Annotated in this window: 20 protein-coding genes; 2 read left to right on the top strand and 18 right to left on the bottom strand. The window is 53.3% G+C overall.

What is annotated here, in order from left to right:
• Positions 1 to 6: 6 nt before the first annotated feature.
• The 10 genes from R0134_RS12785 to R0134_RS12830 all read right to left on the bottom strand — a co-directional run bounded on the left by R0134_RS12785 (position 7) and on the right by R0134_RS12830 (position 9,005).
• A complete protein-coding gene (locus tag R0134_RS12785; protein WP_413641403.1) occupies positions 7 to 1,002 on the bottom strand; it encodes a peptidoglycan DD-metalloendopeptidase family protein in 996 nt (331 codons plus the stop codon).
• Positions 1,002 to 1,583, bottom strand: a complete 582-nt coding sequence (locus R0134_RS12790; protein ID WP_319782342.1) for a YqaA family protein — start codon at positions 1,581 to 1,583, stop codon at positions 1,002 to 1,004. Before R0134_RS12790 ends, R0134_RS12785 begins: the two co-directional genes overlap by 1 nt.
• On the bottom strand, positions 1,580 to 2,212 hold the full coding sequence (locus tag R0134_RS12795; RefSeq protein WP_319782343.1) for a protein-L-isoaspartate(D-aspartate) O-methyltransferase: 633 nt from the start codon (positions 2,210 to 2,212) through the stop codon (positions 1,580 to 1,582). Before R0134_RS12795 ends, R0134_RS12790 begins: the two co-directional genes overlap by 4 nt.
• Before the next feature lie 4 nt (positions 2,213 to 2,216).
• Positions 2,217 to 2,963, bottom strand: coding sequence for a 5'/3'-nucleotidase SurE (gene surE, locus R0134_RS12800; protein ID WP_087035079.1), 747 nt, complete (start codon positions 2,961 to 2,963; stop codon positions 2,217 to 2,219).
• Positions 2,944 to 4,008, bottom strand: a complete 1,065-nt coding sequence (gene truD / locus R0134_RS12805) for a tRNA pseudouridine(13) synthase TruD (RefSeq protein WP_319782345.1) — start codon at positions 4,006 to 4,008, stop codon at positions 2,944 to 2,946. Before truD ends, surE begins: the two co-directional genes overlap by 20 nt.
• Complete coding sequence (gene ispF / locus R0134_RS12810) at positions 4,005 to 4,481, bottom strand: 2-C-methyl-D-erythritol 2,4-cyclodiphosphate synthase (protein ID WP_319782347.1); 477 nt, start codon at positions 4,479 to 4,481, stop codon at positions 4,005 to 4,007. Before ispF ends, truD begins: the two co-directional genes overlap by 4 nt.
• Before the next feature lie 327 nt (positions 4,482 to 4,808).
• Entirely contained in the window at positions 4,809 to 5,432 is a 624-nt protein-coding gene (gene ispD / locus R0134_RS12815; protein ID WP_413641464.1) for a 2-C-methyl-D-erythritol 4-phosphate cytidylyltransferase, read from the bottom strand.
• 101 nt (positions 5,433 to 5,533) lie between these two features.
• Positions 5,534 to 5,821 carry a cell division protein FtsB gene (ftsB, locus tag R0134_RS12820; RefSeq protein WP_087035083.1) on the bottom strand — a complete coding sequence of 96 codons (288 nt, stop codon included), beginning with the start codon at positions 5,819 to 5,821 and terminating at the stop codon, positions 5,534 to 5,536.
• Between the two features lie 146 nt (positions 5,822 to 5,967).
• Positions 5,968 to 7,269 (bottom strand): phosphopyruvate hydratase, encoded by a 1,302-nt coding sequence (eno, locus tag R0134_RS12825; RefSeq protein WP_319782350.1) that lies wholly within the window; start codon positions 7,267 to 7,269, stop codon positions 5,968 to 5,970.
• Between the two features lie 98 nt (positions 7,270 to 7,367).
• A complete protein-coding gene (locus R0134_RS12830) occupies positions 7,368 to 9,005 on the bottom strand; it encodes a CTP synthase (RefSeq protein ID WP_319782351.1) in 1,638 nt (545 codons plus the stop codon).
• A 411-nt stretch (positions 9,006 to 9,416) separates the two neighbouring features.
• On the opposite strand from R0134_RS12830, the gene tenA reads away from it, so the two are divergent.
• A complete protein-coding gene (tenA, locus tag R0134_RS12835; protein ID WP_319782352.1) occupies positions 9,417 to 10,085 on the top strand; it encodes a thiaminase II in 669 nt (222 codons plus the stop codon).
• 307 nt (positions 10,086 to 10,392) lie between these two features.
• Here tenA and R0134_RS12840 read toward each other — a convergent pair whose 3' ends face one another.
• Positions 10,393 to 11,319, bottom strand: a complete 927-nt coding sequence (locus R0134_RS12840; protein ID WP_319782353.1) for an electron transfer flavoprotein subunit alpha/FixB family protein — start codon at positions 11,317 to 11,319, stop codon at positions 10,393 to 10,395.
• Positions 11,316 to 12,110 carry an electron transfer flavoprotein subunit beta/FixA family protein gene (locus tag R0134_RS12845; protein WP_319782354.1) on the bottom strand — a complete coding sequence of 265 codons (795 nt, stop codon included), beginning with the start codon at positions 12,108 to 12,110 and terminating at the stop codon, positions 11,316 to 11,318. The genes R0134_RS12840 and R0134_RS12845 overlap by 4 nt, the downstream gene beginning before the upstream one ends.
• A 159-nt stretch (positions 12,111 to 12,269) precedes the next feature.
• On the opposite strand from R0134_RS12845, the gene R0134_RS12850 reads away from it, so the two are divergent.
• On the top strand, positions 12,270 to 13,985 hold the full coding sequence (locus R0134_RS12850) for an electron transfer flavoprotein-ubiquinone oxidoreductase (RefSeq protein WP_319782355.1): 1,716 nt from the start codon (positions 12,270 to 12,272) through the stop codon (positions 13,983 to 13,985).
• A gap of 278 nt (positions 13,986 to 14,263) precedes the next feature.
• Here the strand turns inward: R0134_RS12850 and R0134_RS12855 are convergent, their stop codons facing one another.
• The 6 genes from R0134_RS12855 to R0134_RS12880 form a co-directional block, all read right to left on the bottom strand.
• Positions 14,264 to 15,025: an SDR family NAD(P)-dependent oxidoreductase gene (locus R0134_RS12855; RefSeq protein WP_319782356.1), complete on the bottom strand. Its 762-nt coding sequence runs from the start codon at positions 15,023 to 15,025 to the stop codon at positions 14,264 to 14,266.
• 101 nt (positions 15,026 to 15,126) lie between these two features.
• Entirely contained in the window at positions 15,127 to 16,020 is an 894-nt protein-coding gene (mmsB, locus tag R0134_RS12860) for a 3-hydroxyisobutyrate dehydrogenase (RefSeq protein ID WP_319782357.1), read from the bottom strand.
• Between the two features lie 11 nt (positions 16,021 to 16,031).
• Positions 16,032 to 17,159 (bottom strand): enoyl-CoA hydratase/isomerase family protein, encoded by a 1,128-nt coding sequence (locus R0134_RS12865; protein ID WP_319782358.1) that lies wholly within the window; start codon positions 17,157 to 17,159, stop codon positions 16,032 to 16,034.
• 348 nt (positions 17,160 to 17,507) lie between these two features.
• Positions 17,508 to 18,662 (bottom strand): acyl-CoA dehydrogenase family protein, encoded by a 1,155-nt coding sequence (locus R0134_RS12870; RefSeq protein WP_319782359.1) that lies wholly within the window; start codon positions 18,660 to 18,662, stop codon positions 17,508 to 17,510.
• Positions 18,663 to 18,850: 188 nt separating this feature from the next.
• A complete protein-coding gene (locus R0134_RS12875) occupies positions 18,851 to 20,344 on the bottom strand; it encodes a CoA-acylating methylmalonate-semialdehyde dehydrogenase (RefSeq protein ID WP_319782360.1) in 1,494 nt (497 codons plus the stop codon).
• A 31-nt stretch (positions 20,345 to 20,375) separates the two neighbouring features.
• Positions 20,376 to 21,581 carry an acetyl-CoA C-acyltransferase gene (locus R0134_RS12880; RefSeq protein ID WP_319782361.1) on the bottom strand — a complete coding sequence of 402 codons (1,206 nt, stop codon included), beginning with the start codon at positions 21,579 to 21,581 and terminating at the stop codon, positions 20,376 to 20,378.
• Positions 21,582 to 21,694 lie beyond the last annotated feature (113 nt).

A 21,694-nucleotide genomic window follows, 5' to 3' on the forward strand; every position in this document is an offset into this window, starting at 1 on the left:
CGGATGTTATCTTTTTGGCAGATAGGTCATCGGATTAACCGACGAACCCTGATGTCGGATCTCAAAATGTAACCGTACATCAGTCGTGTCACTACTTCCCATATCCGCTATGTGCTGCCCAGAGCTCACGGTTTGCTGCTCTTTGACTTTAAGCACCTCGTTGTGAGCGTAGGCAGACAAATAATCATCATTGTGTTTGATGATGATCAGGTTGCCGTATCCACGTAGCGCGTTCCCTGCGTATACAACCTTGCCAGCTGCGGCAGCGTTAATAGCCTGCCCCCTGCTACCTCTAATATCTATGCCCTTATTGCCGGTCTCTGCCAACGAAAAGCCCGAGATAATGGGTCCTGTGGTTGGCCAGTGCCATTTAATAGGTGAGTTATTAGCGGCGCTTTTTTGTGCAGCAGTTCCAGCGTAAACTTTTCCGGGAGCGGCTGCAACTGGCTTTGTAGATTTTACCACCGGTTGATTTTTAGGCACAGCTGCAGTCTGGGTTTGTGTCACTCTTATCTTGCCAGCAGGTACTGCTGTTGTACGCGCTACTTGTTGCTTCTGTGAAGTGGATCCGCGAAGCAGCGTCAGGCTTTGACCAACATAGATGCGATAAGGCGGCTTTAAGCCGTTCAGCGTCGCGAGATCCGCCACTCTGTGATTCGCGTTGCGCGCTATGCTGTTGAGCGTGTCACCTCGGCGCACAATATATTGCGCCCGCGCAGCACCCGGCACATCTAGGCGCAGCGTTTGCCCTGGGTAAATAGAATAAGGGGGAGCGATGCGATTATGGCGCGCTAGGCTTGGCACATCCGAGCCCGCCTGCCACGCAATGGAATACAGAGTGTCGCCTTTAGCCACCACATAATGGCTGCCGTTGGCTTTGATTTGCCCCCGGGCATTAACACCATACACAGGAGCGGGGCGAGAGGCAGAGCAAGCGCTCAGCAAGGTTATCAACACAAGATTGATACACCATAGCGTGAAACAGCGGCTCTGCCTGCGCATCAGTTTCTTAACAACAAGTAGGCGATAACGGCGGCGGCCACACACAACCAACCCAAAATATCGATATAACGGATAAGCTTTGCTTCCATGGGCGGCCCACCCCACTTCATGAGTCCGGCCACCATAAAGAAACGCAAGCCTCGGCCTACCAGTGACACTAACACGAAGGGCAAGAACGCCATGCTCAGCATGCCGGCGGTGACGGTAAACACCTTATAAGGAATGGGCGTGAAGCTGGCGATAAAAATCACCCAAATACCCCATTCACTAAACCACGCTTGCGCTATCTCAATTTTGCCCTCATAGCCCATGGAGGCAATAAAAGGCGCCACGACCGGATCCCAAAGCGCATACCCCAGCAGATAGCCAAAGGCGGCACCCAGCACCGAGAAACAGGTCGCCAGCCCCGCGTAATACCAAGCGCGCTGTGGCTTAGCCAGCGTCATAGGTGCCAGCATCACATCCACAGGTATCGGCCAAAAAATGGACTCAACAAAACTATTTAGGGATAAATAAACCGGTGCGTGGCGATGCAAAGACCAAATCATCACCTGTTGATACAACCGAGAAAAAATTTTCACTCAAGATCGCCTTTCACTAACGGGACAAAGCGCACCGGCTCTAATTCGGTACGCGAAAATTGATTGCCATGGCGCTGATACAGCCATAACGATTGTTGGGTTTGGCCAACGGGGATCACCATGCGCCCGCCATCGGCTAATTGTGATAATAACGCTTGGGGCGTTTCTTGCGCCGCGGCCGTGACCATAATGGCATCAAACGGTGCCTTACTTGCCCAGCCTTGCCAGCCGTCACCGTGCTTGGTGGACACATTATACAAATCGAGGCGCTGTAAGCGGCGACGCGCTTGATACTGCAACGACTTAATGCGCTCTAAAGTACAGACCTGCTCCACCAATTGCGCCAATACCGCCGTTTGAAAGCCAGAGCCGGTGCCCACTTCCAACACGCGTTTGGGGTTGGGCGCTTGCTCTAACAGCACTTCGGTCATGCGCGCCACTATATAAGGCTGGGAGATGGTCTGGCCAAAGCCTATCGGCAAGGCACTGTTATCCCACGCCTTGTGCGACATAGCTTCGTCTACAAACTGCTCTCTGGGCAAGCAGGCAATGGCTTGCAGCACGCGTTCGTTGGTAATTCCCTGTTGTTGCAGCAAATGATAAAGCCGCTGTCCTGCTAACGTAAGCACCCTACTACTCCACTTCTTTGATCCAGCTGGCTAATGCCGCCATCTTGCTGTGCGCCGTCATATCGATAGTGAGCGGCGTAATGGAGACATAGCCTCTTTCTACCGCATCAAAGTCGGTACCTTCGCCCGCATCATGAATGGCACCCGGTGGTCCTATCCAATAAATGGGTCGGCCGCGCGGATCATATTCTTTTAAGACCGGATCACAGCGGTGACGATTACCCAAACGAGTCACTTTGATACCTTGAATTTCACTCAAGGGCAAGTCGGGCACGTTCACGTTCAGTATTTGATTGGTGGCCAATGGTGCTCTTAACAAGCCTTGCACTAACAGACAAGCGTAATGAGCGGCCGTGTCAAAGTGGCGGTCACCGCATAAAGAGATGGCCAAAGAGGGCAAGCCGAGGTGGCGCCCTTCGGTGGCGGCAGCAACCGTGCCAGAGTAGAGCACATCGTCGCCTAAATTGGCACCGTGGTTAATGCCTGCCACCACTAGGTCTGGATCCGGATCCAGCAAGCAGTTTACCGCCCAATGCACGCAGTCTGTGGGTGTGCCCTTCACGGAATAGAAGCCACTGTCGTCGAGTTTATCGACCCGCAGCGGTACTTCCAGCGTCAAAGAATGACTGGCACCGCTGCGATTACGATCCGGGGCCACCGTGACCACCTCGGCAAATTCAGATAAGGCGCGACTCAAGGTGCGAATGCCAAGCGCATTCACCCCATCGTCATTACTCACTAATATCTTCATGCAGCTCGGCTTCCTTTACCAGTTCACGCACCACACTGGTGGCATAGCTGCCAGCGGGTAACCAAAATGACAGACTTAAGCGATCGCCGTTAAACTGCCAGCTCATCTCTTGGGGTTTAAGTAACAGCGGGCGACGCTCTTGTTTTAGGCCTTGATTCTCTAGCCCTTCGCACAAGTCTGTTTGCTCACTCAGCGCTGCCAGCTCTAACTCGGCGGCGGCCTCTAAGCTTGGCAAACGACCACGACCCCACATGGGTGCGCTCAAGCGTACATCGCCCGAGTCAAAGCGCGCTTGCAAGGCATCATCCAGTGGATTGTCGTCATTAATGGTGAAAAAAGACTGAGTGCCCGAGAGCATTAAACAGTCGCCTGCCATTAATTGCTCACCTAAACCGGCACTTAAGCGCTGGCTGGCGGCCAAATTAAATAAATAGCTGCGCGCTGCGGATAAATACATAGAACGTTTATTGCGGTCTTTAATCTTTCGGCCGTTAAACATGGCCCGCGCTTGATCTAAATTGCCAAAATTATGGCCAAAGCGTTGGTCGCCATAATAGTTAGGCACGCCGCGCGCTTGAATTGCGATTAAGCGGGCTTCTAATTCTGCAGGATCGTTTACGGCTAGCTCGTTCACGACCAGCTCAAACCAGTTGCCTTTGAGGGCGCCAATTTTTAGCTTCTTATTGTGGCGCGCCCGAGCCAAGATTTGTACGTCGCCATTTTCTAGGCTAGAAAAATCTGGCTCCGCCTTGCCCGGCAGATGCACGCCAAACCATTGCTCGGTTACCGCATGGCGGTCTTTCAAGCCCGCCCACGTGACTTCGCGTTGGGTTACCCCGGCCACGCGGGCTAATTCGCGCGCTATCCACTGGGTATTTTGACCGCGTTTGCGAATATAGAGCAAGATATGCTCGCCTTCACCGCAGGGCGCAAAACCTAAGTCTTCGCGCACTTTAAAATCTTCGGGCACGGTTTTTAAGCGCCCCGTGGCCGTAGGTTCACTGTGCAGATAATGCCATTCGCCTACACCAGAAGTCGCTGTCATAGTTGCACCAACAGCACCACGGCTTCTGCCGCTATGCCTTCTTTACGGCCCACAAAACCCAGCTGCTCGGTCGTAGTGGCCTTTACGTTGATAATGCTCACGGGCACTTGCAGATCGGCCGCGATATTGGCCACCATAGCATCGATAAACGGCGACAACTTAGGTGCTTGAGCCAGTACGGTAATGTCTGCATTGGCTAAGGCGTAGCCGGCAGCAGACACTTTATTGACCACATCGCGCAGCAATACGCGGCTGTCGACGCCTTTATAGGCAGCGTCTGTATCAGGAAAATGGCGGCCAATATCACCGGCACCAATGGCACCTAATAGCGCATCCGTGAGCGCGTGCAAAATGACGTCGCCGTCAGAGTGGGCCAATAAGCCTTGCTCATAAGGCACGGCCACGCCGGCCAGAATACAGGGGCCTTCGCCACCAAATTTATGCACGTCAAAACCGTGTCCAATTCGCATCATGATTGTGATCTCTGTTATGTATCAAGCCGTACGCTTTACGTCGTACGCCTTACGTTTAAAGACAAATTCAAAAACTGTTTTTGCCACGCTTCTTTGTTACGAGAGTCACGGACAACTGAAGGAAAAATTAAGCTGAGATAAAATCGACTAGTGACTACCCGTTTTGCTACGCAAAACCGGCCGGCTAAAGCGGCCTCTACATCCGTAAGATATGCCGGTATCGGCACAGCTGACGGTTCACCCTCTTCACTCTTTACGCTTCACCCTTACCGGCTTCATTCAGATTTGATCACTATTGTTCCGTGTTCTTCCGTTGCAAAAATGTCTTTATATTTTGTTTAAGAAAAAGCTCGCTAGTGCTAAGTCTTCGGGGCGGGTGATCTTAATATTGTCGGCGCGCCCAGCTACTAATTTGGGATTAAAGCCCGCCCATTCCATGGCTGAGGCCTCATCGGTAATGGTGATGCCCGCGGCCAGCGCGCCCGATAAGGCTTGGCGCAGTGTGTCAGTCGCAAAGCATTGTGGCGTCAGTGCGTGCCACAGTTCATCCCGCGATACGCTGTGAGCAATGGCGCCTTGGCCATCGCCGCGCTTCATGGTGTCGCGCACTCGGCTGGCTAAAATCGCACCTTGAACTTGGCGACCGGCATCCATAACCGCATCTAGGTCGGCAGAATGCAAACAAGGTCGCGCCGCATCGTGCACCAATACCCAATCGGTGTTCACATGCGCCAGTGCATTAAGTACCGTATTGGCCCGCTCAGCTCCGCCTAACACTTGCTGAATACGCGGATGTTGCGCCAAGGGTAAGTGCTCAAACCAGGTATCGTGTTCAGCGGTGGCCACGATAATAGCGCCAATGGCGGGATGTTTAAGCAAGCGCGTCAGAGTTTGTTCGAGAACAGTGCTGCCCGCCAGTGCTAAATATTGCTTAGGCCTGTCGGCGGCCATGCGACTACCAATGCCGGCTGCGGGCACGATGGCGGTATAAATACCGAGCTCAGCTACGGCATTAGTTAAGGCATCAGTAGCCACATGGGGATCAGACGCGCTCATGGGCTGGGTTTATCAGCAAGCAGCAGTCGATAAAAGGTTTCGCCGGGTTTGATCATCCCCAGATCGTTACGCGCCAGCTCTTCCACTGCCGCCAGTCCTTTATTGAGATCTTCAATTTCCCGATACAATAAAGCGTTACGGGTCACCAATTGTTCGTTGTCGTCCATTTGGCGCGTCACGTAGCTTTGAGCTTCATTGTATTCCGCCAAGCCATTTTTCCCCCGCCACAGATCATATTGCAGGGTACATAACACGGCGAGCAGTATTAGGGTTAGAATGCGCATGCTTCCTCCACGAATAGGCGGCTAGTTTCCCATATTCGGGCGCCGAACAAAAGAAACCCCGCACTGGGCGGGGTTTCATGTTTTGCTTTAATCAAGTCAGCCAGTTCGCGGCGCAAATTTTGCCGCTCAGCGGGCCGTCTGCTTAATTAAGCCTGACCTTTAATCTCAGACAAACCGTTGAACGGGGCTTTGGCACCCAGCTCTTCTTCGATGCGGATCAATTGGTTGTATTTAGCAACACGATCCGAGCGGCTCATAGAGCCGGTCTTGATTTGGCCTGCACAAGTACCCACTGCCAAATCGGCAATAGTGGTATCTTCAGTTTCACCTGAGCGATGGGAAATCACCACTGTGTAACCGGCTTTTTGTGCCATTTGAATCGAGTTCAGAGTTTCGGTCAAGGTGCCGATCTGGTTGAACTTGATGAGTATTGAGTTGGCGATGCCTTTGTCGATACCTTCTTTCAAGATCTTGGTGTTAGTTACGAACAAGTCGTCACCTACCAGTTGGATCTTGTCGCCCAGAATCTTAGTTTGGTAAGCAAAACCGTCCCAGTCAGACTCATCTAAGCCATCTTCAATCGATACGATTGGGTAGCGTTGAGTGAGGTCTTCCAGATAATGAGTGAACTCATTGGCGGTGAATACTTTGCCTTCGCCGCTCAGGTTGTAGTTGCCTTTCGCTTTGTCGTAAAACTCAGAAGCAGCACAGTCCATCGCCAGCACTATGTCTTTACCCAGTACGTAACCCGCTTGCTCAACGGCTGCTTTAATTGCCACTAATGCTGCTTCGTTCGACTCTAAATCTGGGGCAAAACCACCTTCGTCACCCACTGAGGTGCTCAGGCCTTTGGCTTTTAATACTTTCGCCAAGCTGTGGAACACTTCAGCACCCATGCGCAGCGCTTCTTTAATGTTCTTGGCGCCTACGGGTTGAATCATAAACTCTTGAATGTCGACGTTATTGTCGGCGTGCTCGCCGCCATTGATGATGTTCATCATGGGCAGTGGCATAGAGTATTTACCTGGGGTGCCATTTAGCTCAGCAATCCAGGCATACAAAGGCACGCCTTTAGACAGCGCAGCGGCTTTTGCGACCGCCAGAGACACGGCCAGAATGGCGTTTGCGCCAAGCTTTGCTTTATTTTCGGTGCCATCTAAGTCGAGCATTATCTGGTCGATGTCAGCTTGTTGAGTGGCATCTTTGCCAATCAGCGCCTTGGCGATAGGGTCATTGATGTTGGTAACGGCAACTTGTACGCCCTTACCCAAAAAGCGTGACTTATCACCGTCACGCAGCTCTAACGCTTCGCGTGAACCAGTAGAAGCACCGGATGGCGCGATAGCGCGCCCCATGAAGCCGCCTTCCAAAAACACATCAGCTTCTACGGTTGGGTTGCCACGCGAATCAATAACTTCACGACCGATAATTTTAACAATCTTAGCCATTCTCTAACTTCCTCTATTAGTTGAAAGGTAAAAACGGGATCAAGCACTAAAAAATACGGCTGAGTCGAAGGTCTCTTCAACTCAGCCGTGATGTTAGGTTATTCCAGCTCTCCCTGCTGATATTGGCCTGCCGCTTTGATAAAGCCGGTAAACAAGCCGTGTCCATCCCGTGGTGTAGAGGTGAATTCCGGGTGGAATTGCGCCGCTACAAACCAAGGGTGATCGGGATTCTCAATGATTTCGACTAATTTCTTATCGGCCGAACGTCCCGTTACTTGCATACCCGCCGCCTCAATTTTTGGCAGCAGATGATTGTTCACTTCATAGCGATGACGATGACGCTCATAGATAGTATCTGAACCATAGAGCGCGTGCACCTTAGAACCAGGCTCTAAATGGCACAACTGAGCGCCCAAGCGCATGGTGCCGCCGAGATCTGACATTTCATCGCGTACTTCAACTACGCCTTCTTCATCCAGCCATTCGGTGATCAAACCGACCACTGGAAACGGGCTATCTGGATCAAATTCTGACGAATGTGCGCCTTCTAGGCCAACCACGTTACGCGCATATTCAATCAACGCGATTTGCATACCGAGGCAAATACCTAAATAAGGCACGCGATTTTCCCGGGCATAACGGGCCGCCATGATCTTGCCTTCAATGCCGCGTGGCCCAAAGCCGCCGGGCACCAAGATGGCATCTAGGCCTTCAAGCAGGCTTTCGCCTTTGGTCTCAAGGTCTTGAGAGTCAATGTATTTGATATTGACCGTGAGACGATTCTTTAAGCCACCGTGCTTCAGCGCTTCGTTCACTGACTTATAAGCATCCGGCAGCTCGGTGTATTTACCGACCATGCCGATGGTCACTTCGCCGGTAGGATTCGCTTCTTCGTAGATCACCTGCTCCCACTCAGACAAGTCTGACGGTGGGCAGTCGAGGTGAAAGCGCTTCACGACCAATTCATCTAAGCCCTGAGAACGCAGCAGTGCTGGGATTTTGTAGATGGAGTCCACGTCTTTCAGAGAAATAACCGCTTTTTCGATCACGTTACAGAACAGCGCAATTTTGGCGCGCTCGTTGGCCGGGATCACGCGGTCGCTACGGCAAATCAAGATGTCTGGCTGAATACCAATCGACAGTAATTCTTTTACCGAATGCTGGGTCGGTTTAGTTTTCACTTCACCGGCCGCCGCCAAATAGGGTACCAAGGTCAGGTGCATAAACAGGGTGTTTTCACGCCCTACTTGCACGGCAAGCTGACGCAAGGCTTCCAAAAACGGCAATGATTCAATATCACCGACGGTGCCACCCACTTCTACGATGGCCACATCGTGCCCTTCGGCACCGGCAATCACGCGGTCTTTAATGGCGTTAGTAATGTGAGGGATCACCTGAATGGTGGCGCCCAGATAATCGCCGCGTCGTTCCTTGCGCAGCACGTCCGCGTATACGCGGCCGGAGGTGAAGTTATTACGACGCGTCATCTTAGTGCGAATAAAGCGCTCGTAATGGCCTAAGTCCAAGTCGGTTTCGGCACCATCATCGGTGACAAACACTTCACCGTGCTGAGTCGGGCTCATGGTGCCGGGATCTACGTTAATGTAGGGATCCAGCTTCATGATGGTCACATTAAGACCGCGAGCCTCGAGGATGGCGGCCAGGGAAGCGGCTGCAATGCCTTTACCCAGGGACGACACAACCCCACCAGTAACAAAAATATATTTAGTTGTCATGTAGAACCTGAAGAAGCTAGGGAACGGATGGATTATTGAATGCAAGACGGGGTGAAAGTATACGCAATAAGGCCTATCACGACAATGAAAACCTAAAAGCCGCAGCGCGGGGCGAGTAGAGGCCGTCTTTAGCCGGCCGGTTTTGTGTAACAAAACTAAAAGAAAACACCGGCCTCGCTCTGTTAGCTGACAGAGCGACCAGATCTGCGTGCCCACGCAGGAACTTGGGCACGAGAAATCATTCTTATGTCGCTACGCGCCATCGGCCAGCTGAAGCGGCCTCTACATTGGTGCTCGGCGCCGCCCTTCCCTTGATTTCGTAGAGATATTGTCCAATATGAGTTCTACTCTTGCTCTACGCGCGTTCGCCGCTGGGGCCGAGCGAATGGCACATTCACAAAAGGACATGAAATGGGCTTTACCTTCGAAGATTTAAAAAAAGATAACCTTGCGCCTTGGACTGATTATATCCAGCACGACTTTGTCCGCCAGCTTGGCGATGGCACCTTGGCGCCTGAGGCTTTTCGCCATTATTTAAAACAAGATTATCTGTTCTTAATTCAGTTTGGTCGCGCCTTTGCCCTGGCCGCGTATAAAAGCCCAACGCTTGCCGACTTGCGCCACGCCAAAGCCGGCTTCGATGCCATTATCGACTTAGAGCTTGGCCTGCATATCGATTATTGCCAGCAATGGGGCATCAGTGAGCAAGACTTGGCGGACTTACCCGAAGCTCGCGCCACACTGGCCTACACCCGCTATGTACTAGATACCGGTAATCGCGGCGACTTATTAGACATGCACGTGGCACTGGCCCCTTGCTTAGTGGGTTATGCGGAAGTGGCGCGCTGGTTAATTGACCAACCCGGTACCATTCGTGGCGATAACAATCCGTATGAAGCCTGGCTCGCCATGTACGAAAGTGCGGAGTTTCAAGCGGCAGCGCAAGCGGAGCGCGTCTGGCTGAACGAACGTTTAGCGGATGTCACACCCACTCGCTTTAAACAACTGAGCCGCATCTTTAACGATGCTACCCGCCTAGAAATCGACTTCTGGGGCATGGGGCTTAATCAGCAGATGTAAGTTTGTGTGAGGGGTGAGACGTAAAATTTGTAGGGTCGAATTTATTCGACCAAAATCTGTCGATTGAAATCGACCCTACAAAAGGCCAGAGCCCAACCCTCACCTTGGTCGTTGCGAGGAGTGCAACGACGCGGCAATCCATGGTTATATACCGTGCCGTGCTAGCATGGATTGCCGCGCTACGCTCGCAAAGACGGAATAAGGACGCATAACAACAGAGCGCAGAACGGCGTAAAGCTAACGCGAAATCTTGACCTCCAACAGAGTATCTACAAAAGACGCTTGCCTATATTATTCACCTCACTCCTCACAATAATTTTTCCAACTCGGGTAACACCTCGAACAAATCCGCCACTAAACCGTAATCCGCCACTTCAAAAATGGCCGCGTCTGCATCTTTGTTGATGGCCACTATGACCTTGGACTCTTTCATGCCGGCCAGATGCTGGATTGCGCCCGACAGTCCTACTGCTATATACAGCTCTGGCGCCACTATTTTACCGGTTTGCCCGACTTGCATATCGTTAGCGGCAAAGCCCGCATCCACAGCTGCGCGCGTGGCTCCGATAGCGGCATTTAATTTATCGGCAAGCTGCGCTAACAATGCAAAATTCTCTTTGCTGCCTAAGCCGCGCCCTCCCGAGATCACCACGCGCGCCGCCGTTAGCTCGGGCCGTGCACTTTGGCTGAGTTGTTCGCTAACAAAATGGCTGCGAGTACTGTATTCGATTGCCGCCAATTGTTGAATATCAGCGCTATGCTCACCGGCATCGGCTGAGGAAAACGCCGAGGTACGCACCGTGAGCAGCTTAATATCATCAAGCGCTTGCACGGTAGCAATGGCGTTGCCCGCATAAATGGGCCGACGAAAAGTATCGGGGTATTCTATGGCCAACACCTCGGACACCATGCCCACGTCCAATAACGCCGCCACCCTAGGCAAGAGATTTTTACCGGTGGTGGTCGCCGCAGCCACTATATGCAGGTAATTTTTTGCCAGTGACGCTATGAGCGCGGCGCAGGGCTCGGCTAACTGATGTTGATAATTAGATGAGTCAGCCACTAGCACAGTGCGCACCGCAAATTTGGCCGCCGCCTTAGCCACCGCTTGGCATTGATCTCCCATGATCAGTAGATCAATCTCACCCCCTAGCTCAATGGCGGCAGTGAGCGCATGCAAGGTGGCGGGGTTAAGCTGAGTATTATCGTGCTCGGCTATCAGCAAACAGGTCATGGGATCACCTTAGCGTCGTGTTTGAGTTTATCGACCAGCTCGGCGGCATCTTTTACCTTAATGCCCGCTTTTCGCTTGGCCGGCGCCATCACTTTTAGTTGCTGGCTGTGTTGTTTTAAAACCACAGCTAGCTCACTGATAGGCAGTATTTCTAGCGGCTTTTGCTTGGCTTTCATAATGTTGGGTAAAGAGGCATAACGAGGCTGATTAAGCCGCAAGTCTGTGGTTACCACTGCTGGCAAGGTACAGGCGAGTGTTTGCAAGCCGCCGTCTATCTCGCGGGTTACCGTTAGCAGTTCCCCCTCTAGAGTCAGCTGTGAGGCAAAGGTGGCTTGGGGCCAGTTGAGCAAGCCGGCCAACATTTGCCCGACTTGGTTATTGTCCGTATCTATCGACTGCTTGCCGAGTAACACCAATTGCGGCTGCTCGCGCTCCACTAATTTAGCTAATATTTTGGCCACGTTGAGCGGCTCAATAGTTTGGTCGGTGCTACTCGCCGTTTGCTCAGTGCTAATTGCTGTTTGCTCAGTGCTAATTAAGAGCGCCCTATCTGCCCCCAGCGCCAGCGCGGTACGCAATTGTTCTTGCGCCACTACTGGTCCTATGGATACGGCAATAATTTCCGACACCCAGCCTGCCTCTTTCATGCGCACCGCTTCTTCAAGGGCAATCTCGCAAAATGGGTTGGCCGCCATTTTGACGTTATTCAGCTCCACGGCGCTTTCATCCGCTTTCACGCGAATTTTGACGTGATAATCGATGACCCTCTTTATCGTAACCAGTACTTTCATAGCGCCTCCGCCAGCTCACAAGCTCGCCTTAATACTAGTCAAAAGTGCCGCCACTGCCGTTTTCCGCTTTGTTAAATATCACAATCAATACAATACTTTAGTCAGGCTCTACATCTGTTACTAAGCAAATGCGTAATCCCTTACCCAGCGAGGCCAAGCATGCCAAGAGAAGCGATGGAGTTTGATGTGATCATAGTGGGCGCGGGCCCAGCGGGTTTATCCGCGGCTTGCCGCTTGATGCAAGCAGACAAACAAGCAGGTCAAACGCTTAACGTATGCGTGCTAGAAAAAGGTGCCGAGGTAGGCGCCCATATTTTATCCGGCGCCCTGCTCGACACTCGCGCCTTAGACGAATTATTCCCCGACTGGCAAGCGCGCGGTGCACCGGTAGCAATGGCAGTGGCAGACGAGCGCTTTTATATGCTGAGCAGCGAACAAGGCGGCATTGAATTGCCTCACGGCTCACTGCCTAACCCCTTACTTAATCCGCATTCTTATATCATCAGCTTAGGTAACTTATGCCGCTGGTTGGCCCGCCAAGCCGAGCAATTAGGCGTGACTATTTTCACCGGCTTTGCGGCCCAAGCGCCTATTTATAATGAAGAAGGTGCAGTGTGTGGCGTCGTCACTGGAGACTTAGGCGTAGCAGCAGATGGCAGCCAAAAGGCGAACTATGTGCCCGGCATTGAACTGCGCGCGCCGGTTACGTTATTTGCCGAGGGCAGCCGTGGCCATATTGGCAAAGAGTTAATTGCGCGCTTTACGTTAGATGAAGGCAAAGACACCCAACGTTATGCGTTAGGCATCAAAGAGTTGTGGCAAGTAGCCCCTGAGCGTCATCAACCGGGCTTAGTGATACACGGCAGTGGCTGGCCTTTGACTCAAGCCAGCGGGGGCTTTTTTATGTATCACGGCGAGCAACAGCAAGTGGCGGTAGGTTTGGTGGTCGACTTAAATTATCGCAACCCTTGGCTCGACCCTTTTGCCGAACTGCAACGACTGAAACATCATCCGCTACTGTCTCGCTATTTGTATGATGGCCAACGTCTCAGCTATGGCGCTCGTACCTTAACCAAGGGCGGATTGAATGCCTTGCCGCGTATGGCCATGCCGGGCGCTTTCTTATTAGGTTGTGATGCAGGCACTCTCAATGGAGCCAAAATTAAGGGTATTCACACCGCCATGAAATCCGGCATGCTGGCCGCCGATGCCGTGCTGAACGCATGGCCTAGCTCTGGCTTTAGTGCTGATGCTATCTCAGGTATGAGCTCTGATGTAGGTTCTGGCCCAAGCTCTGGTTCAGCGTCGTTTCAAACCAAATCAAGGCAATATTTTAATCAGACGTTTACCCAAAGCTGGTTGCATCAAGAGCTCGCAGAGAGTAAAAATTTCGTGCTCGCGTTACATAGATTTGGCCCTTGGTTAGGCGGCTTGGCTAATTATTTAAATCACAACTGGTTTAATGCCAAGTTACCCTTTGCAGTGCAAGATAATACTCCCGATCATGCTTGTTTGGCCTTGGCCGACACTCAACCAAAAATTGCTTATCCCAAGCCGGACGGTCAGCTGTCCTTCGATCGCCTGTCATCTGTGTATTTAGCCAATACCCAACATGATGAGGATCAGCCCTGCCATTTGATATTAGCGGATCCATTGTTACCACTGCGGGATAACTTGCCGCTGTATCAGGAGCCAGCCCAGCGCTATTGCCCTGCCGGTGTCTACGAAGTCGTGAGCCAAGAACAGGAGCTAAAATTTCAGATAAACGCCGCCAACTGTGTGCACTGCAAGGCCTGCGATATTAAGGATCCAGCACAAAACATCCGCTGGACGCCACCCGAGGGCGGCTCAGGGCCTAATTATCCGAATATGTAATGCCACAGCCATTAGCGGAAAAAATACAAAAAATCCCCGAAGAGGCAGGTTCTAATAAAAAAGAATCTGCATCTTCGGGGACATGTGCATTGTTATTATTCAGCGCTATTTTTATTGGCTGTCTTGTTATAGGAGCAGACAGTTATTTTCGGCACTGCCGCTTATCACGCACCGCAAAATTTTATGTCCCACCCCAACATTAAACAAGCTAGACTTTAGTCCTACTCCAGCTCTACTCACAGCCGTTACCCCTGAATTAGTGAGAGCATTAGATAGAGTTACAGCCTCAAACCCCCGTCCATTTCCAATATCCGGCCATGAAAATAATCGTTGTCGATAATGTATTGCAGGCTGTGCACCAACTCATCAATCTCGGCCAGACGCCCTGCGGGGATCTGCTGCGTGAGTCGCGTCATGGCCTCGGGTTGCATTTGTGCCGTCATCTCGGTGGCAATGGCGCCGGGCGCTATGCCCGCTACCCGAATGCCATAGCGACTTAACTCACCCGCCCAACACACCACCAGTGCCGCCACGCCGGCTTTGCTGGCTGAGTAATTGCTTTGCCCCCGATTACCTGCCCGCGCCACGGAAGAAATATTAACGATTAAGCCGCCTTGGTTATGCTCGGCCATGTGCGCCGCCGCTTCTCGGCCACACAGAAAGGTACCGGTCAGGTTCACATCTAACACCGACTGCCACTGGCTCAGGCTCATCTTGTTCATCAATTTACCGTCTTGCAGCTTCACTAAGAGCGCGTCTTGCATCAGGCCGGCATTATTCACCAGTAGCTGCAGCCCGCCGAGCTCTCCCACCAGATGGCTAAAGGTTTGTACTACCTGCTCTTCATCACTAATGTCACACAGGTATACGCCCACCCGTGCCCCTTTGGCGGCAATCATTTCGCCGGTTTTGGCCAATGCCTGCTCGTTGTTGTCGATCAGCGCCAAGGTGGCGCCCTTTGACGCCAGATGCAGCGCCATCGCCTGCCCCAAGCCTCTTCCCGCGCCAGTAATGGCGACCACCTTGCCTTTGATGTCCATTGCTGACTCTCCTGTTACTGTTGCTAGTGTTTGCCTATCGCCAATCGTGCGCTGACTCTTTCTGCTAAAAACGACGGCTGCTGAAACTACTTCTTCTGAAACTATTTTTTCTGAAACAAGGTCAACAGGCTGGAAAAGTCGAGGTCCTCGTGCCCTGCAACCTGGTGGAGGTTAAACAGCGCCTTGGCCGCCGCTCCCATGGGCACGGGCGAACCACTAATCTTTCCGAGATCCATGGCAAGATCAAGATCCTTGCACATCAACTTAACTTTAAAGCCACCGCTGTAGCCTTGTGCCGCCGGTACTTTGTCCATCACGCCGGGTACCGGATTATAACGCTCCAATACCCAATTATTACCCGAGCTTTGCCCCATGATCTCGGACAACACCCGAGGATCCAGGCCGTTATTGATGCCCATATTCAGCGCCTCGCAGGTGCCGGCCATTTGCACCGCCAGCAACATGTTATTGCAGGCTTTGGCAATCTGCCCCGCCCCATGTTCTCCCGCATGCAGTATTTTCTGTCCCATCTGGCTTAACACCGGTTGGGCGCGAGAAAATTGCGCCGCCGACCCACCCACAATAAAAGTCAGCGTACCCGCCTCGGCACCCACCACTCCGCCGGAAACGGGCGCGTCGACAAAATCCAGACCATGAGTCATGGCCTGGGCGGCCGTGGCTCTGGCAGTGGCTGCGTCTATGGTCGAGCAATCGATCACCAATGTGCCAGCCGCCAGATGTCTGAACAGAGGATCCGCCCCACCAACATAGAGTGAATCGACCTGGTGGCCAGTTTGCAGCATGGTGATCACCACGCCTGCCTGTTGCACCGCCTCGACGGCTGATTTGGCCGCCATGGCTCCCAGCTTGGCAGCGCGGTCAATAGCCTCGGGTTGTAAATCGTATACCCGTACCGGGTGCCCGGCCTTGATCAGGTTGGCCACCATGGGCTGCCCCATGTTGCCCAGACCGATAAATGCGATGTTTGCCGTCATAGGAACCTCCGTTACAAATCCGCCAGTGGACTCATCGCCCAAGGCGACTCGAACAGCGCGTCCAGCAGTGCCGTGTCTACCTCATCCAGGCTGCTGAAAGTCCAATCAGGCTGGTTGTCCTTGTCGATCAAGCGCGCCCGCACTCCTTCGGAAAATTCTCGAAACCGGCACACTTGCACCGACAGCGCCAGCTCCGTTTGAAACACCTCGGCCAGCGAACTATGCCGGCTGCGACCTAACTGCCTGGCAATGATCGCCATGGCCAGCGGACTGCCTGCCGCCAGATTTTGTTGGGCCTTGTGATACCAAGGATCGCCACTCGCAACGCCAAGTAGTGCCGCCACCTTGTCTTGCAGGTGGTCTTTATCCAGCAACTGGCGAATTCGGGGATGGTGTGACTGCAAGGGAGCCGGCAAATCGGAAAACGCCGCCACCGAAGCCGTCTCCAACTGGCGCAACACGCCATTCACCGCGACGTCGGGATCTTGCCAGTCCGTCACCAACCGCAGGGCCGGCAGCAATTGGTCCCGCTTTTCGGCGGCAATGGCTCTATTGCCCAGCCCCAGCCAATGGGCATCGGGAGCGTTGATAGCGCAACCGGTGAGGGCAATAAATTCCCCCAGCCCTGGAGGCAAGTGATTGAGAAACCAGCTGCCACCCACATCCGGATACAGCGCTATGGTCACCTCTGGCATCGCCAGCCGACTGCTCTCGGTGACTATGCGGTGCGAGCTGGCCGTAAACAGCCCCATTCCCCCCCCCATCACTATGCCGCCGCCCCAGCACAGCACCGGCTTGCCAAACGTATGCAATAGATAATCGAGCCGATATTCCTGCTCAAAAAAGCGCGCCGCCAGCTCAGGGATAGGCGCCAGCATGGCGTCGCTGGTCGGTTCAACCTCTCGTATCGCGTGATACAGGCTCACCACATCGCCACCGGCACAAAACGCCTTGTCACCGGCGCCGTCCAGTAACACGGCAACCAGATTAGCGTCCTGCTGCCAGCGCCTGAGCACCGGCAGCATCAGCTCAATCATCTCCAGCGTCAGCGCATTAAGACTCCGCTGGGCATTCAGCCGAATATGGCCCAGTCGCCGCCCATCCAGGATGATATGCTCTGTTATTAACACACCGCTCATATCCGTTCCTTTACGTGTCTGTTTAGTAAAAAAAACTACTTGTCTGCACATGAGTGCTTAGAGGCAACTGGGTAACCTCTTCCGACACGCTTCAAGCACGTTCCCTGTGTCGCTCAACATATAACATCCCTGTCATATGATGGTCGGCTGAGGCTATCCCAGACGCCTCCTCTTAATTGCTCAGTTGCCGATTGATAACCCCAACTGACAACTCAGATGCAAACGGGAAGGCAGAAGGTGTCTGCTCAGCCGACCATCTGCGCCAGGGATGGCGCGGCTGAGCCTCCATGGATGGATTTACGGCGAGTCGGCGGAGTAGTGCCCTCTGCCTGACGAAACCAAAAGTCATCACAACTCCCCGCTTCCTTCCGTTAGTATCCGCCTAGCGATCAATAGCTTCATGATCTCGTTAGTGCCTTCCAGAATACGGTGCACTCGGGTATCGCGCAGGTAGCGCTCTAGCGGATAGTCCTTGATATAACCGTAGCCGCCGTAAAGCTGCAGCGCCTGATCGCACACCTTAAAGCCTACATCGGTGGCAAAACGCTTGGCCATGGCGCAATAGGTAGTAGCATCCGGGTGCGCCCCATCCAGCTTGCTAGCGGCAAAGCGCACCAATTGGCGGGCGGCCACCAGTTCTGTCGCCATGTCGGCCAGAGTAAACTGCAACGCCTGAAATTCGGCCAGCTTGCGGCCAAACTGGCTGCGCTCTTGCATATATTGCCCTGCCTTGTTGAGCGCCTGTTGCGCCGTGCCCAGCGAGCAGCTGGCGATATTAATACGCCCACCATCCAACCCTTTCATGGCAATGCGAAAGCCCTCGCCCTCTTGCCCCAGCAAGTGTTCAGCAGGCACCTTAACGCCATTAAAGGTGACGGTGCGTGTTGGCTGGCTGTTCCAACCCATTTTGTCTTCGGCGCGGCCGTACTCTATGCCCGGGCTGTTGGCATCCAGCACAAAGGCAGAAATTCCCTTGGGCCCCGTCGCTCCCGTGCGCGCCATCACCACCAGCACCTGAGTGCTGCCGGCGCCGGAAATAAACATCTTGCTGCCCGTTAGCTGATAATAATCACCGACTTTTTGTGCCCGCGTAGTCAGTGCCGCCGCATCGGATCCGGCATTGGCTTCGGTTAAACAATAAGAGGCCAATAGCTGGCCGCAGGTCAGCCCCTCACCAAAGCGCGACCAAGCCATTGGCGTGCCAAAGCTCGCCACCATCCAGGTGGCCATATTATGAATGGTAAGAAAGGCAGTAGTGGAGGTGCAGCCCATGGACAGGCGCTCGAAAATCAGACTGGCATCCAGACGACTCAAGCCCAAGCCGCCGGCGGTTTCTGGGGTATATAAAGAACAAAAGCCAAGCCCGCCCGCTTGCTGCAAGACATCAACGGGAAAGTAATGCTCCCTGTCCCAGGCGGCGGCATTAGGCTCAAGCTCGTTACGGGCAAAGTCATCGGCCAGCTCAACGAAGGCTTGCTGCTCATCACTCAGTTCAAAGTCCATACCCCCTCCTGAAAAAATCGCTAAGCCATTCGCTTTAAGCTGTCAGAAATACAGAGGTCCGATCAACGCCATAACCCCTAATAAAACACCGAGATCCTGATGTTCATCAGGAAGACGGCATAAAGACACTTTTCCAATAACAGTCGGTGCTTTTCCTGTGCTTGGTGCTTACATACGGCTGACAGCTGTCATTTAAGCTGTATCGTCATATTAGGATCGCTACTGGCTTCATCATCAAACCAGCGGACGGTCACGGTTTTGGTCTCGGTATAAAAGCGCACGGCCTGCTTACCGTAGGCGTGTAAGTCACCGTAAAAAGAATGGCGCCAGCCGGTGAACGAAAAAAACGGCAAGGGCACGGGAATGGGCACATTAATGCCCACCTGCCCCACCTGAATTTGCTGCTGATATTGGCGAGCCGCCGCACCCGAAGCGGTAAAAATAGCGGTGCCATTGCCATAAGGATTGGCATTTACCAAGGCAATGGCCTCGGCCAAGCTGTCTACCGCCATCACCAACAGCACAGGGCCAAATATTTCTTCTTTATAAATGGTCATGTCGGCAGAGACATCACTGAACAGGGTGGGCCCCAGCCAGTTGCCATGGGGATAATCAGTCACTTCAACCTGGCTGCCGTCCAGCAGGCAGGTCGCCCCTTCCTGCTTGCCCTTGGCAATCAAACCCAATACTCTTTTTTTGGCCGCAGGACTGATCAGCGGGCCAAATCCGGCGGCGGCATCATCCCAGATGCCAGGCTTCACCTTGGCCATGGCCTCGATTAACTCCGGTAGCCAATGGCCGGACTCACCCACCAACACCGCCACCGAAATCGCCATGCAACGCTGCCCTGCAGCGCCCACCGACGCTCCCACCAAATTATTGATGACCTGCTGCTTGTTAGCATCGGGTAACACCACTAGGTGATTTTTAGCCCCGGCAAACACCTGTGCCCGCTTTAGCTGTTGGGTGGCGGCACGATATACCTGCTGCCCCGCCGCCACCGAGCCCACAAAAGACACGGCGCGTACCGCTGGGTGCGCCAGCAGTTGTTCGGCCACTTCTTTGCCGCCGTGTATGACTTGTAATAATCCCTTGGGCGCACCCGCCTCATAAAACAGCTCGGCCAGTCTCATCGGCACCAGCGGCACTTGCTCGGACGGTTTCAAGACAAAAGTATTACCGCAGGCAATGGCCAGCGGAAACATCCACAGCGGTATCATGGCGGGAAAATTAAAAGGCGTAATGCCCACACACACGCCCAGCGGCTGGCTAAAACTGTAACAGTCAACGCCACTGGCGACGTTCATTTGGGTTTCGCCCATGCTCAGCGCCGCAATATTGGCGGCCTGCTCCACCACCTCAATGCCGCGCCACACATCTCCCTTGGCATCGTCAAAGGTTTTGCCGGTATCCTGGCTCAGCAAAGTGGCAATATCTTCGTGTTGATCTTTAAGTAACGCCTGATAACGCAGCATCAGACGTGCCCGCTCGGGCACCGGCGTATCTTGCCAACCAATAAAGGCCTGGCGGGCGGCCTGCACCGCCGCCTCCACTTCGGCTGACGTAACACACGGTAGGCGGGCAATGATTTTCTGGGTGGCCGGATTATGAACATCTAACCACTGCTCGGTTTGACTGGCCACCAAAGCGCCATTGATAGATAAGGGAATCTGATATGCCATGTCTTAACTCTCCTGATTAGGCTCCGCTTAGCTAGATTAGCTCCACAGCTATGGCCGTGGCCTCACCGCCGCCAATGCACAGCGCCGCCACGCCTTTTTTCAAGCCTCGTTGGCGCAGTGCATGAATTAAGGTCACCATAATACGCGCCCCACTGGCACCAATAGGATGGCCCAAGGCGCAAGCTCCGCCGTTAACGTTGACCTTATTCATATCTAACCCCAGCTCCGCTACCGCCAATAACGTCACCACGGCAAAGGCTTCATTAATCTCATATAAGTCCACCTCATCCGCTTGCCAGCCGACTTTTTTAAGCAGCTTTTTAATCGCGCCAATGGGTGCCAGAGTAAATTCTGCTGGCAATTGAGCATGCGTGGCATGGGCCAGCACGCGTGCCAGCGGCGTAACACCGAGCGCTTGGGCATGACTGATAGTGGTCAGCACCAAGGCGGCGGCGCCGTCAGAAATGGAGCTGGAGTTGGCGGCGGTAATGGTGCCGTCTTTGCTAAAAGCAGGTTTGAGGTTGGGTATCTTCTCGGGCCGAGCAAGGCCCGGTTGTTCGTCAGTATTAACTATGTTGTTAGCCATGTTATTAACCACAGCAGAGCCATGACGGGTCTCGACCTTAACGGGGGAAATTTCAGCGGCAAAGTCGCCCTCCGCTATCGCTCTTTGAGCACGACTTAATGACAACAGCGCAAAGTCGTCCATGGCGGTGCGACTTATAGCAAATTGATCCGCGGTGCACTGAGCAAAACTGCCCATTAAGCCGCCCTCATAGGCATCTTCTAAGCCATCAAAAAACAGATGATCCAACAAGCTGGCGTGCCCTAAACGCAAGCCGGCCCGTGCCTTAGGCAATAAATAAGGGGCTTGGCTCATGCTTTCCATGCCGCCCGCCACCATCAGCTCGGCACTGCCTGCTGTAAGTTGATCCCACGCCAACATCACCGCCTTCATCCCAGAGCCACACATTTTATTGATGGTGGTGCACGGTACGCTACTAGGAAGCCCTGCTGCTAAGGCGGCTTGGCGGGCAGGCGCTTGGCCAAGACCTGCGGATAACACGCAGCCCATAATGACTTCATCTACCTGTCGGGATTTTAGTCCGGAGCGCGCCAGTGCCGCCGAAATAGCAGCCGCGCCCAACTGAGGAGCCGATACTGTGCCAAGCTCGCCCAGCAAGGCGCCCATTGGCGTGCGCGCGGCACCCACTATAACGATATCCTCTTTTTTCATGGTCAGATTTTCCTCAGCTAAGCTATGCATTAATGGCGCTGATTTACCGTTTAGGATCGTTATGCCCGTGTTCAAACACAGTTCTGGGAGGCAGTAACAGTCGACGGCTCATA

Origin of the sequence: Oceanisphaera sp. IT1-181 (genome assembly GCF_033807535.1) — a bacterium.
Classification (GTDB): domain Bacteria; phylum Pseudomonadota; class Gammaproteobacteria; order Enterobacterales; family Aeromonadaceae; genus Oceanimonas.

Coding starts and splice junctions, on each gene's coding strand:
- R0134_RS12785 (WP_413641403.1), bottom strand. CDS start 1,002: ATGCGCAGGCAGAGCCGCTGTTTCACGCTATGGTGTATCAATCTTGTG.
- surE (WP_087035079.1), bottom strand. CDS start 2,963: ATGAAGATATTAGTGAGTAATGACGATGGGGTGAATGCGCTTGGCATT.
- truD (WP_319782345.1), bottom strand. CDS start 4,008: ATGACAGCGACTTCTGGTGTAGGCGAATGGCATTATCTGCACAGTGAA.
- ispF (WP_319782347.1), bottom strand. CDS start 4,481: ATGATGCGAATTGGACACGGTTTTGACGTGCATAAATTTGGTGGCGAA.
- ispD (WP_413641464.1), bottom strand. CDS start 5,432: ATGGCCGCCGACAGGCCTAAGCAATATTTAGCACTGGCGGGCAGCACT.
- ftsB (WP_087035083.1), bottom strand. CDS start 5,821: ATGCGCATTCTAACCCTAATACTGCTCGCCGTGTTATGTACCCTGCAA.
- eno (WP_319782350.1), bottom strand. CDS start 7,269: ATGGCTAAGATTGTTAAAATTATCGGTCGTGAAGTTATTGATTCGCGT.
- R0134_RS12830 (WP_319782351.1), bottom strand. CDS start 9,005: ATGACAACTAAATATATTTTTGTTACTGGTGGGGTTGTGTCGTCCCTG.
- tenA (WP_319782352.1), top strand. CDS start 9,417: ATGGGCTTTACCTTCGAAGATTTAAAAAAAGATAACCTTGCGCCTTGG.
- R0134_RS12840 (WP_319782353.1), bottom strand. CDS start 11,319: ATGACCTGTTTGCTGATAGCCGAGCACGATAATACTCAGCTTAACCCC.
- R0134_RS12845 (WP_319782354.1), bottom strand. CDS start 12,110: ATGAAAGTACTGGTTACGATAAAGAGGGTCATCGATTATCACGTCAAA.
- R0134_RS12850 (WP_319782355.1), top strand. CDS start 12,270: ATGCCAAGAGAAGCGATGGAGTTTGATGTGATCATAGTGGGCGCGGGC.
- R0134_RS12855 (WP_319782356.1), bottom strand. CDS start 15,025: ATGGACATCAAAGGCAAGGTGGTCGCCATTACTGGCGCGGGAAGAGGC.
- mmsB (WP_319782357.1), bottom strand. CDS start 16,020: ATGACGGCAAACATCGCATTTATCGGTCTGGGCAACATGGGGCAGCCC.
- R0134_RS12865 (WP_319782358.1), bottom strand. CDS start 17,159: ATGAGCGGTGTGTTAATAACAGAGCATATCATCCTGGATGGGCGGCGA.
- R0134_RS12870 (WP_319782359.1), bottom strand. CDS start 18,662: ATGGACTTTGAACTGAGTGATGAGCAGCAAGCCTTCGTTGAGCTGGCC.
- R0134_RS12875 (WP_319782360.1), bottom strand. CDS start 20,344: ATGGCATATCAGATTCCCTTATCTATCAATGGCGCTTTGGTGGCCAGT.
- R0134_RS12880 (WP_319782361.1), bottom strand. CDS start 21,581: ATGAAAAAAGAGGATATCGTTATAGTGGGTGCCGCGCGCACGCCAATG.